This is a genomic window from Terriglobia bacterium (genome assembly GCA_020073185.1).
Classification (GTDB): Bacteria; Acidobacteriota; Terriglobia; order Terriglobales; family Acidobacteriaceae; genus JAIQGF01.
Window position 1 is genome coordinate 1 of record JAIQFT010000081.1, and the last position, 12,184, is coordinate 12,184.

General features: G+C 64.0%; 9 protein-coding genes. All 9 read left to right on the forward strand.

Going from position 1 to position 12,184, the window contains the following annotated elements; translation table 11 throughout:
• Positions 1-666 (forward strand): (2Fe-2S)-binding protein (locus LAN64_19265; GenBank protein ID MBZ5569970.1); only part of this gene is annotated, 666 nt, incomplete at its 5' end.
• Between the two features lie 103 nt (positions 667-769).
• Entirely contained in the window at positions 770-2,419 is a 1,650-nt protein-coding gene (locus tag LAN64_19270; GenBank protein MBZ5569971.1) for an FMN-binding glutamate synthase family protein, read from the forward strand.
• A gap of 288 nt (positions 2,420-2,707) precedes the next feature.
• Positions 2,708-3,268, forward strand: coding sequence for an HD domain-containing protein (locus LAN64_19275; protein ID MBZ5569972.1), 561 nt, complete (start codon positions 2,708-2,710; stop codon positions 3,266-3,268).
• Positions 3,269-3,329: 61 nt separating this feature from the next.
• Positions 3,330-4,739 (forward strand): MmgE/PrpD family protein, encoded by a 1,410-nt coding sequence (locus LAN64_19280; GenBank protein ID MBZ5569973.1) that lies wholly within the window; start codon positions 3,330-3,332, stop codon positions 4,737-4,739.
• Positions 4,740-4,742: 3 nt separating this feature from the next.
• Entirely contained in the window at positions 4,743-6,815 is a 2,073-nt protein-coding gene (gene lysF, locus LAN64_19285) for a homoaconitase (protein ID MBZ5569974.1), read from the forward strand.
• A 161-nt stretch (positions 6,816-6,976) separates the two neighbouring features.
• The gene (locus tag LAN64_19290; GenBank protein ID MBZ5569975.1) at positions 6,977-8,191 is read left to right on the forward strand and encodes an isocitrate/isopropylmalate dehydrogenase family protein; all 1,215 of its coding nucleotides are present in this window, start codon (positions 6,977-6,979) and stop codon (positions 8,189-8,191) included.
• 139 nt (positions 8,192-8,330) lie between these two features.
• A complete protein-coding gene (locus tag LAN64_19295; protein ID MBZ5569976.1) occupies positions 8,331-9,611 on the forward strand; it encodes a citrate lyase ACP in 1,281 nt (426 codons plus the stop codon).
• A 128-nt stretch (positions 9,612-9,739) separates the two neighbouring features.
• On the forward strand, positions 9,740-11,287 hold the full coding sequence (locus LAN64_19300) for a citrate lyase subunit alpha (GenBank protein ID MBZ5569977.1): 1,548 nt from the start codon (positions 9,740-9,742) through the stop codon (positions 11,285-11,287).
• 55 nt (positions 11,288-11,342) lie between these two features.
• Positions 11,343-12,184, forward strand: an 842-nt coding sequence (locus LAN64_19305; protein MBZ5569978.1) for a S9 family peptidase, incomplete at its 3' end; no start/stop codon positions are given.

The window sequence follows — 12,184 nt, forward strand, 5'->3', positions numbered from 1 at the left end:
ACCGTGCTGGAGTCCATCCGCTTCCTCGGTCTTCCCATTCCCACGCTGTGCCACGACGACGGCCTGCGTGACATCGGCGCCTGCCGCCTGTGCGTGGTGGAAGTCAGCATGGGGGCCAACGGGCGTACCCGCCTGTTGAGTGCCTGTACGCTCCCGGCGCAGGACGGCATGGAGGTCCGCACCAACTCCGCCACCGTGCAGCGGGCCCGCAAGCTGCTGCTGGAGCTTTACGTCGCCACCTGCCCGCAGTCCAAGACCATCCAGGATCTGGCCAGCGAGTATGGCGTGCGCCAGTGCCGCTACGACACGCACAACGAGCACTGCATCCAGTGCGGGCTGTGCGTACGCATCTGCGAGCAGCAGATGATGGCCGGCGCCATCGGATTCGCCGGACGCGGCCACGATCGGCGCGTCTCCCGGCCCTTCGATATCACCAGCGACAAGTGCCGCCAGTGTGGCGCCTGCCTCTACGTCTGCCCCGTTTGCGAGCTGCGGTGCCAGGCCTCGACGGCCACCACCGCGCTGTGCAGCGGATGCCTGAATTTCGCGCCTGTCTGCTTCCAAAGCTACGACGACGCTATGTGTTTCCTGGAACCGTGCCACGCGTGCGAGATCTCAGGGCCGGTTCGCAGTGATGTGAAGATTAAGAAAGCCGTTGGCCATTAGCCGTTGGCCATTGGCATTGCAGTGGACACATGCAAGGTACATCGAACTTTAGGAGCCAACGGCCAAGAGCCTACGGCCAAGAGCTACTTAGGAGATAACGCAAATGACCTACACACGCCTCAACGCTTCCGCGGCTACGCTGACCAAGAACCGCACCGAGGACTCGGTTAGCCCGTTCAGCGGAATGTGCACCACCTGCATCGATGGGTGCATCGGGATGTGCGAGATCGGCAAGTCGGCCTACCGCGGCCCGGAGATGATCTACCCGCAGCCGTTCGGGATCATCACCACCGCCTCGCAGAAGGATTACCCGGTCGACCTGTCGCATTTCACCATCCTCGGGCGCTGCGCTGGGGCGTGGGGTGTCGAACCCGACAGCAACAAGGCGCTGTTCCCCAACGTCAACCTGGAAGTGACCATTGGGGCCAACAAGAAGACCGGCATTCGCTGCCGCATGCCGTTGACGGGCGCCGCCATGGGGTCCACCAACGTCGCCAAGAACAACTGGCCGGAATACGCGGCCGGACTGGCGATCAGCGGCGTGCCCATGGCCATCGGCGAAAACGTCACCGGCATGGACATGAACTCGCAGTTCGCCAACGGCAAGGTCATCTCCGCGCCCGAACTCAAGTGGCGCCTGGACTGCTACCGCGACTGGCAGCTTGACGGCTACGGCGAGGTCATCCTGCAGGCCAACGTCGAGGACACCATGCTGGGCGTGCAGGAATACGCCATCAAGAACCTGGGCGTCGAATCGGTCGAGCTGAAGTGGGGCCAGGGCGCCAAGGACATCGGCGGCGAGGTCAAGATCCGCGACCTCAACAAGGCGCAGGAGTTGCAGAAGCGCGGCTACGTCGTGCTGCCGGATCCCAACGATCCCGGGGTCATAGAGGCCTTCAAGCGCGGCGCCTTCCACGAGTTCGAGCGCCACTCCCGTGTCGGCATGGTTTCGCTCGACGGCTTCATGAAGCGCGTCGAGGAGCTGCGCAAGGCCGGCGCCAAGCGCGTCACCCTGAAGACCGGCGCCTATCGTCCCGAGGACACCGCGCGCGCCGTCAAGTACGCCTCGGTCTGCGAACTTGACCTGCTCACCGTGGACGGCGCCGGCGGCGGCACCGGCATGAGCCCCTGGCGCATGATGAATGAGTGGGGCATCCCGTCGGTCGAGTTGCACTCGCTGGTTTACGAGTACTACTGCAAGCTCGCCAGCAAGAAGATGTTCCTGCCCGACCTGGCTTTCGCCGGCGGCTTCGCCTTCGAAGACCAGATGTTCAAGGGTCTGGCGCTCGGCGCGCCCTTCGTCAAGCTGATCGCTTACGCCCGCGCACCGCTGGCGGCGGCGATGGTGGCCAAAAACATCGGCAAGGCGATCGAGGCGCAGAACCTGCCCATCTACATCCAGCGCTTCGGCCTGGGCGTGGACGAGATCTTCGTCACCGCGCACGAGTTGCGCCACATCCTCGGCGACCGCTTTAAGAAGCTGCCCACGGGGGCGATCGGCGTCTACACCTACAACCAGCGGCTGGCGCAGGGCCTGCGGCAGTTCATGGCGGGCGCGCGCAAGTTCGCCCTTAAGTACATCACCCGCGACGACATCGCCAGCCTCACGCCCGAAGGCGCTGGTGTCACCGGGCTGCCCTACATCATGGACGTGGACAAGAAGGCGGCCGATGCCATCCTGTTCGCCAACGGAACATCGAAGGCGGCGAAGGTAACGGTGGCGGCGGGCAAGAATGGCAAAGGGCGGAAATAGCTATCGCTCGCGGCGCGCTCAAACCAGGACGCGCGAGCGTAATCGGACCCGGGGCGGCGCAGCCCCGGGTTTCTTTTTCTGTCGCCCGCTGAAGCGGGCTGATGATTTTGGGGCATCGGTTCCCCCGGCTTGCGCCGGGGGCTGCGCTATTCTCGCGGGCTGCGCGCGCTCGGGCGTGTCAACAGGACCAACGCGCGGTAGTAAAACAGCCCACTACCCTACGCGCCGGCGTTTTTGGGAAACTTCCGGATGCGGTATCCTTAACGGTTTGGCCAGGAGGCGCTGACCATGCCTGACGCTGCTGCCAGCACGCTGCACAAAGCCGTCCGCCGGCTCTGGCCGGAACTGGAGTGGATACAAAACAAAGACCTTCGGGAGCGCGTTGCACGCACCTGGGCGCGCGCCTTCGAACTCTCGCCGCTCACGCCCGACGACCTCAACCGCATCCCCTTCACGCTGCTGGTGAGCAACTGTCCGACCACGTTCATGGAGCACAAGCGCTGCGTGGTGCACATCGCGCGCCGCTGCGCCGAGGCGATGCGGGAGCACATGGGGCGCACCCTGACGATTGATCTGGACGTGGTGATCGCGGGCGCCATCCTGGCGGATGTTGGGAAACTCCTGGAATATGAAAACGTCGGCGGCGAGACGCGCCAGACCAAGCGCGGCGGTTTGCTGCGGCACCCGTTCACCGGCGTGGCGCTGGCCATGGAGTGCGGCGTCCCGGACGCGGTCTGCCACATCATCGCCGCCCACGCCGCCGAGGGCGACCTGGTAACGCGCTCGACCGAGGCGACCATCGTGCATCACGCGGACTTCATGGCGTATGAGCCGTTCAAGAGTCGCTAGTCGTTGGTCGTTGGTCGTTGGTCGATGGCCATGTCCAATCGACAACACAGCTTGAATTATCATGACGATCACTGAGCCGATCTCGAAGTTCGCCGCGTCACTGAAGTTCGCAGACCTGTCGCCGGATGCCGTCTACCAGGCGAAGCGCTTCCTCCTGGATGCGCTGGGTTGCGCGCTGGGCGGATACCGGCAGCATGACGTGAGCGTCGCGCTGCAGGTGCTGGACGAAATTGCCGGGCGCGGGCCGTGCACGGTGATCGGCAGCGGCCGGCGCGTGGACCCGGTGTCGGCGTCGCTGGCCAACGCGCTGATGATTCGCTGCATGGATTACAACGACATCTACTGGAAGCAGGACCCGTCGCATCCCTCCGACATTTTTCCGGCGGCGCTGGCCTGCTGCGAGCGGGCGCGCTCCGATGGGCTCGAGTTATTGGTGGGACTGGTGCTCGGCCACGAGTTCGAGTGCCGCTTCTGCGAGGCTGCGTTTCCCGGCATTCGCGAGCGCGGCTGGCATCATGCCACACTGACCGCGTTCGTCTCGCCCATCGTCGCCGGGCGCGCGTTGCACTTAACGGCAGAGCAGATTCAGCATGCCATCGGCATCTCGGCCTCGCGGCATGCCACGCTGGGCGCAGTCACGGCCGGCAAACTGACGATGATGAAGAACACCGTGGACCCGATGGCAACGCAGTCGGGCGTGCTGGCGGCGCTGTTGGCGGAGAAGGGCTACACCGGCCCCGAGCACGTGGTGGACGGCAAGGAAGGGCTCACGCATTGCTTCGGGCCGGAGTGGAAGCTGAATGTGCTGACGGATGGACTCGGCGAGTCGTGGCGGATTACGCAGTGCGGGATGAAGTTCTTCCCCACCGAGGCGCTGACGCACGCGCCCATTTCGGCCGTGCTCGACCTGGTGCGCGAACACAACCTCAAGGCCGAGCAGGTGGAGAAGGTTTACATTCGTTCGCTGGCGCGCGCGGCCAACATCCTGAGCGACCCGAGCAAGTACGATCCTCGGAGTAAAGAAACCGCCGACCATTCACTGCCGTACGTGATCGCGGCGGCGCTGGTGGACCGGCAGGTAACGCCCGCACAGTTCACGCCCGAGAAAATCATGGACCCGGCAATCCGCGCGCAGTTGCCGAAGGTGGAAGTCGTCGGCGACCCGGAAATCGAGAAGGTGTTCCCTGCCCTGCAACGCGTGATTGTTACCATCCGCACCACGTCGGCACAGGAGTTCACCAAGCAACTTGATTATCCCAAGGGCGATCCGCGGAATCCCTTGTCGGACGCGGAGATTGAAGAAAAGTTCACGGCGCTGGCCGGGCCGGTGATGGGCAGAGCGGCGCAGAAAAAGGTGCGCGAGGCGGTGTGGAATTTGGAGAAGCTGGATTCGGTGACGGGGTTGATGAAACTGATGAAGGCAAGTCGGAAGGCAAAGAAGGTCGCGATCGAGCACGCGACTACGGCATAGCTTATGGGCCAGACGATCACTGAAAAAATCGCGCAGGCGCACCTGGCGGAGGGGCCGAAGCGACCGCTGCGGGCGGGCGACTACGTCTCCATCCGGCCGAAACACGTCATGACGCACGACAACACTTCGGCGGTGATGAAGAAGTTCAAGTCCATCGGCGCCGCGAAAATCCAAGACACGCGCCAGCCGGTATTCGCGCTCGACCACGATATCCAGAACCAGAACGAGGACAACCTGAAGAAGTACCGCGCGATTGAGGCGTTCGCCGGCGAGCATGGAATTGATTTCTACCCGGCGGGCACGGGGATTGGACACCAGATTATGTGCGAACGGGGGTATGTAACTCCGGGCTCGTTCGTTGTGGCGAGCGACTCGCATTCCAACATGTACGGCGCGCTGGGCGCGGTGGGCACGCCGGTGGTGCGCACCGACGCGGCTGCCATCTGGGCGACCGGCGAGTTCTGGTGGCAGATTCCGCGCACCGTGCAGGTGGTGCTCGAGGGCGCGCTGAAGCCGGGCGTGACGGGCAAGGACGTGATCATCGCGCTGTGCGGCGCGTTCAACGTGCACGTGCTGAATGCGGCGGTGGAGTTTGCCGGGCCGGGCGTGGCGTCGCTGTCGATGGACGCGCGCATGACCATGGCCAACATGAGCACCGAGTGGGGCGCGCTGGTCGGGTGGTTTCCGGTGGATGAGACGACGATCAAGTGGCTGCGCGAAAGGAGAGAGGAACGGAACAAGAGAGGCGAGCCGGAGCGGTGCGCGGACGAGGAATTGCGGCGTTGGGCGGAGGAAACACGAGAGGGCGCCGTTCTGAACACCCCCACCCTACCCGCTCCAAACCCGGGAGCGGATAAGGGTGGGGCAACCTCGTTACGTTCTGTTTTGTTGCCGGATCCGGATGCGGATTATGCAGCGCGGATCACACTGGACCTCTCGCACCTGACGCCGCATGTATCGGGACCCGACACAGTGCAGGAGATGACGTCGCTGGTGGAGATCGAAAAGAAGAAGGTCGCGATCCAGAAGGCGTACCTGCTGTCGTGCGTGAACTCGCGGGTGGAAGACCTGGAGGAAGCGGCGCTGGTGCTGCTGGGCAAGAAAGTAGCGCCGTCGGTGAAGTTCTACCTGGGCGCAGCCAGCAAACTGGTGCAGGAAGAGGCGGAGCGACGCGGCATCTGGCGGACGCTGGTGGAATCGGGCGCGAACACGCTGCCTGCCGGATGTGGCCCATGCATCGGGCTCGGCGTGGGATTGCTGGAGCCGGGCGAGGTCGGAATCTCGGCCACCAATCGCAATTTCAAGGGACGGATGGGTTCGCGCGACGCGCAGTGTTATCTCGCGTCACCGGCGGTGGTGGCGGCGAGCGCGGTGGCGGGATACATCTGCGGACCGGAGGCGCTGAAACGTCCGCCAAACGAGCGCGAGGACCGCAAGAAACAAGGCGGCATGCTGGCGCGTTATAAGAACCTGCAGGTGGGGCGCAAAACGGAAGCGGCGAACGAGACGGTTGAAATCGTTCCCGGATTTCCGGAGCGCGTGCGCGGCCGGCTGGTGTTCGTACCGAAGGACAACCTGAACACGGACGCGATTTATCCGGGCAGCTACACCTATCGCGACGACGTCACGCCGCAGATGATGGCCGAGGTGGTGTTCTCCAATTACGATCCGCAGTTCCCGCAGATCACGCGCGCGGGTGACGTGGTGGTCGGGGGCGCGAACTTCGGCACCGGATCCAGCCGCGAGCAGGCGGCGACGTCGCTGAAGGCGAAAGGATTTCCACTGGTGATCGCGGCTGGGTTCTCGCAGACGTACTTGCGCAACGCGTTCAACAACGGCTTCCTGTGCATCGAGATTCCGGAACTGGTGAAGCGGCTGAAGGCGGATTTCGCGGCGCAGATCGCGTCGGGAGAGAAGACGATCATTCCCGGAGACGAGATTGCGATTGAGTTCACCAGCGGCGTGGTCACATGGCGGGGTGACGAGTTCCGTTTCCCGACGTTAGGCAGCGTGCCACAATCGCTGGTTGTCGCGGGCGGAGTGGAAAACCTAGTGGTGACACGATTGATGCGCTGAAACAGGGAGCGGAGAAGCAGTCCAGAACAGCAGGTTCCTCGCGGGCTGAAGCCCGCTCGGAATGACACAAATTAAAGGCTTGTTCGGCGCGGCTGAAGCCGCGCCCTTTCAAAACGTGCGTCGAGAAGAGTTTTCAGCGACCTGTTAGATTCGGAGCACTCATGGCGAAATACACGGTCGTATCCATGCCCGGCGATGGGATCGGCAAACAGGTTCTGCCCGAGGCGGTGCGTGTGCTCGATGCGGTCGGCTTCGAGGCGACGTACATTCACGGCGACATCGGCTGGGAATTCTGGCAGAGCGAAGGCAATGCCCTGCCGGACCGCACCATCGCGCAGCTCGAGAAGCACAAGCTCGGGCTGTTCGGGGCGATCACGTCGAAGCCGAAGAAGGAAGCGGACGCCGAACTCGCACCCGCGCTCAAGGGCAAGGGCTACACGTATTATTCGCCGATCGTGACCATGCGCCAGCGGTTCAACCTGGATATCTGCGTGCGGCCGTGCATCGGGTTCCCCGGCAATCCTCTGAATTTCATTCGCAAGAAAGTGGGCGGCGGATTCGAGGAGCCAAAGGTGAACGCGATCGTGTTTCGCCAAAATACCGAGGGGCTGTACTGCGGCGTGGAGTGGACAAACCCGCCCGCTCGGGTGCGCAGCGCGCTGGAGTCGCATCCGAAGTTCGCGCCGTTCGCGGGCACGAAGGGTGAAGACCTGGCAGTATCGGTGCGGATCATCACGCGTCGCGGCGCCGAGGGCATTTGCCGCGCGGCGTTTGAGCACGCCAAGAAATACGGGTACAAGAACGTGACCATCTGCGAAAAGCCGAACGTGCTGCGCGAAACCAGTGGCATGATGGAGGAAGTGGCGAAGCAGGTGGCAAAAGATTACGCCGGCATCCCGCTGTGGTCCACCAACATTGACGCGCAGACGATGTGGCTGACCAAGAACCCGGAAGATTACGGCGTGATCGTCGCCTCCAATCTTTTTGGCGACGTGATCTCCGACGCCTTTGCCGGGCTGGTGGGCGGGCTGGGGTTTGCGGCCAGTGGCAACATCGGCGACGAGGTAGCGGTCTTTGAGCCGACACACGGGTCGGCGCCGAAATACGCGGAGCTGAATCCTCCGATCGTCAACCCGATCGCGATGATATTGTCGGCGGCGATGATGCTGGACCATGTGGGCGAGCATGACAAGGCGGAGCGTGTACGCGGCGCGATTGCGGCGGTGGTGAGCGAGGGCCGCGTTCGGACATACGATATGATGCGCATTCCGGGCGGGCCAAAGGCGATCGCCCAGGGCGCGGCTACGACGACGCAGATGACGGATGCGATTTTGAAGAAGCTGGAATCGGCGAAGGTGGGAACCGCGGCGGATTAGCTTATGGCTTATAGCTCCTAGCCTTTAGCTGGTTCATTCTCGCGATTTGCAGTTTTTCCCAGCACTTACGTGCCGGGCTATGCTCTGCCGCCCCGGCGGGGGTGGGGCTAGAGAGCTAACGGCGAAAAGCTAAGAGCATATGGTCACAGCAGCAAACATCAACACGCTAACTTTCGAGGCGGGGCACAGCGGGCCAGGGGTACGCTCGGATTGCCGGGTTGCGTTCATGCCTCGCTCCGCCGGCGGGATTGATATTGAGCTGCAATCGAAGGTCGCGGCGTACTATGGCGATTCTATTCTCACGCAGGCACGGGAGGTGCTGGCAGACCTCGGGGTGGAGCACGCGCGCGTGATGATTGAAGACGCGGGCGCGCTGTCGTTCGTGATCTCGGCGCGCATCGAGGCCGCAGTGCGCCGGGCCGGACTGGGCGAAGGACGAAGATCGCTCCCCGAGCCAGTGGCGCTTCCCGCGGCTTCGCCACGCGATCGCTTGCGGCGCTCGCGCTTGTATTTGCCGGGGAGCGAGCCGAAGTATTTCATCAATGCCGCGCTACACGCGCCCGACACCATCATTCTCGATCTGGAAGATGCGGTTCACCCGGCGGAAAAGGACGCGGCACGCGTGTTGGTGCGCAATGCGTTGCGCGCGGTGGATTTTGGAAATTGCGAGCGCATGGTGCGCATCAACCAGCTTCCGCTCGGGCTGGCCGACCTGGACGAAGTTGTTCCGGAGTCGCCCGACCTGATACTGCTGCCGAAAACGGAGCACCCCGAGCAGGTGACGGAAGTCGAGCAGCGGATCGCGCGCGTGCAGTCGCGCTGCGGCATCAAGCGCGACATCTGGCTGCTGCCGATTTTGGAGACGGCGTTGGGAATTGAAAATGCGTGGGCGATCGCAACCGCATCGCCGCACAACGTGGCGCTGACCATCGGGCTGGAGGATTACACCGCCGATCTGGGCGTAGCGAAGACGGCGGTGGGTACGGAGTCACTGTACGCGCGCACGCGCCTGGTGAATGCCGCGCGAGCCGCGGGTTTGCAGGCGAACGATTCGGTGTATGGCGATGTAGGCGATCTGGAAGGACTGGCAGAGTGGGCACGCAACGCGCGCGCACTCGGGTTTGAGGGCATGGGCTGCGTGCATCCGCTGCAGATTGCGGTGATTCACGAGGCGTTCGCGCCGGCGCCGTGGGAGATCGAGCGGGCACTGAGGATCGTCGCCGCGTTTGAAGATGCGCAGGCGCGCGGGCTGGGCGTGGTCAGCCTTGGGTCGAAGATGATTGACGCCCCGGTGGTGCAGCGCGCGCTGAAGCTGGTGCAGCGGGCCGAGCGTATGGGCATGGTGACGCCGGAGATGCGCGCCGCGGCGGTTGCGCAAAAGCCCGCGCCGAAAACAGCGTCGGAGGGCGGAGAAGGATAGAGCTTTGGCCCTGCGTACAGCGGCTAAAGCCGACTCAGATAGCACCGAATGGCACGACTAAAGTCGTGCCCTGATACAAAGTGCAAGCAGCACGATTTCCGATGAGCACAACCGCAAGCTCGATTGAAATGCCGACCAACGCCGCGGGGCGCGTGGTGCCGACGAACGTTAACGGCACGCCGCAGCGGCCCTACGCGGGCGTGAACAACGATCATCCGCAGGGACGCACGGCGGCGGCGCCGATCCGCAGCGCCGCCGATTATCCGATGAACGGCGACAAGCGCGTGCCCGATCTTGAAACCGCGCTGCGCCAATGCGGGCTGAGCGACGGGATGACGATCTCGACGCACCATCACCTTCGCGACGGCGACCGGGTGGCGCTGTGGGCGCTCCAGGCGGCGGCGAAGATGGGGGTGCACGACCTGATGTGGTTTCCGAGCGCGTCGTTTCCCGCGCACGCGCCGGTCATCGAACTGATGGAATCCGGCAACGTGCATCACATCGAGGGCTCGATGAACGGGCCGCTGGGCGATTACTGCACGCAGGGAAGGATGCGCGGCCTGGGCGTGCTGCGCTCGCACGGTGGACGCTGGCAGGCGATCCAGGACGGCGAAGTGCACATTGACATCGCGGTGATTGCCGCGCCCACCGCCGATCAGTTCGGCAACGCCAACGGGTCGCACGGGCCTTCGGCCTGTGGCTCGCTGGGGTTCGCGCTGGCGGATTCCATGTACGCCGACCGTGTGATCGTGGTCACCGATAACCAGGTCGAGTTCCCCTGCGTACCCTGGCAGATCCAGGGCAACAACGTCGACTATGTCGTCCCGGTGGACTCGATCGGCGATCCGGCAAAGATCGTCTCGGGTACGACGCAGATTACGCGCTCGCCCGACCGGCTGCTGATCGCGCAGTACGTGGCGCGGTTCGTACGCGACGCCGGCATCATGCGCCCGGGATTCTCGTTCCAGGCGGGCGCGGGCGGCATCGCGCTCGCTTTTGTGGATTACCTACGACGTTACATGAAGCAGAGCGGGGTGCGGGCGCGCTTCGTGCGCGGCGGCTCGACGCGATATCTGGTTGAACTCCTCAACGAGGGTCTCACCGATTACATTCTCGACGGGCAGACGTTCGACCTCGACGCGGTGCGCTCTATAGCCAACGACCCACGTCACATCCCGACCTCGCCCTTCACCTCCTACAACTACCACGGCAAGGGATTTTTCAATTCGCTGGTCGACGTGGTGGTGCTGGGCGCGACGGAAGTGGACGTGAACTTCAACGCGAATGTGGTGACGCACTCCGACGGCCGTCTGCTGCACGGCATCGGCGGCTGGCAGAACTGCCTATTCGCGGGATGCACGGTGCTGGCCGTCCCGTCGTTCCGCGACCGCATTCCGGTGATTGTGGACCAGGTGACGACGCTCACCGGGCCGGGTGAACTGATCGACGTGGTGGCCACCGAGCGCGGGATTGCCATCAATCCGCGGCGCAAAGACCTGCTCGATGCCGTCCAGGGATCATCCCTGCCCATCCGTCCCATTCAAGCCATCCAGCGCGACGTCGAGAAAATCTGCGGCGGCAAACCGCAGAAACCGCGCCTGACCGAGAAGCCGGTCGCCGTGGTGAAGTGGGTGGACGGCACGGTGCTGGACACGGTCTGGCAAGTTCGCACATAAATTTCCGCATAGCAAGTTGCTCCCGCTCAAGGCGTTGGCGTAGTCTCCTCTGCTTATGACAGCTTCAGCGCGACATCTCCACCGTGCTCTGGCGACCGCCGTCCTCTGGGCCCCACTCCTGCTCACCCCGGCGCTGCACGCCCGCTTCACGCTCGAACAGGTGATGAGTTCGCCCTTCCCCAGCGAGTTGACCGCTGCCGAGCGCAGCGCTCGCGTGGCATGGGTGTTCGACGCCAAGGGCGTACGCAATATCTGGGTCGCAGACGCGCCCGGCTTCGGCGCTCGTCAAGTGACGCACTACAGCGCCGATGACGGTCTGCCGCTGGCGAGCGTCCGCCTGACGCCTGACGGTCGCGCCGTCGTCTACGTCCGCGGCAGCGAGACCAATAAGAAGGGCGAAGTCGCCGATCCCACCAGCAACGTGCAGCAGCCGCACCAGGAGGTGTGGGCGGTGAACGTGGATCAGGGCGAGCCGCGCCTGCTGGGCACGATGGAATGCGACGAGGAAGGTTGCGAAGACGTGCAGCTATCGCCCGACGGCCAGCGCGCCGTATGGGCGGGCGCGAAGGGACAGTTGTGGATCGCGCCAGTCTCGGGGGCGGAAAAGGCACGCCAGCTCACCTACGCGCGCGGAGAAAATTCCAGCCCGCGCTGGTCGCCTGACGGCAAGCGCATCGCGTTCACCAGCAACCGCGGCGATCACAGCTTCATTGCGGTGTATGAATTTGGCGGCGACACGCTGCGCTACGTGGCGGCCTCGGCCGATCGGGACATCATGCCGCGCTGGTCGCCCGACGGAACCAGGATCGCGTTTGTTCGCCTGCACGGCGCCGAACGCGGCCTGCCGATCATCCCCGAGCGTCCCGCGCCGTGGGCCATCTGGGTCGCCGATGCCGC

Excerpts from the sequence above, each read along its gene's own strand:
- LAN64_19290 (MBZ5569975.1), top strand. The coding sequence starts at position 6,977 with ATGGCGAAATACACGGTCGTATCCATGCCCGGCGATGGGATCGGCAAA.
- lysF (MBZ5569974.1), top strand. The coding sequence starts at position 4,743 with ATGGGCCAGACGATCACTGAAAAAATCGCGCAGGCGCACCTGGCGGAG.
- LAN64_19270 (MBZ5569971.1), top strand. The coding sequence starts at position 770 with ATGACCTACACACGCCTCAACGCTTCCGCGGCTACGCTGACCAAGAAC.
- LAN64_19295 (MBZ5569976.1), top strand. The coding sequence starts at position 8,331 with ATGGTCACAGCAGCAAACATCAACACGCTAACTTTCGAGGCGGGGCAC.
- LAN64_19280 (MBZ5569973.1), top strand. The coding sequence starts at position 3,330 with ATGACGATCACTGAGCCGATCTCGAAGTTCGCCGCGTCACTGAAGTTC.
- LAN64_19275 (MBZ5569972.1), top strand. The coding sequence starts at position 2,708 with ATGCCTGACGCTGCTGCCAGCACGCTGCACAAAGCCGTCCGCCGGCTC.
- LAN64_19300 (MBZ5569977.1), top strand. The coding sequence starts at position 9,740 with ATGCCGACCAACGCCGCGGGGCGCGTGGTGCCGACGAACGTTAACGGC.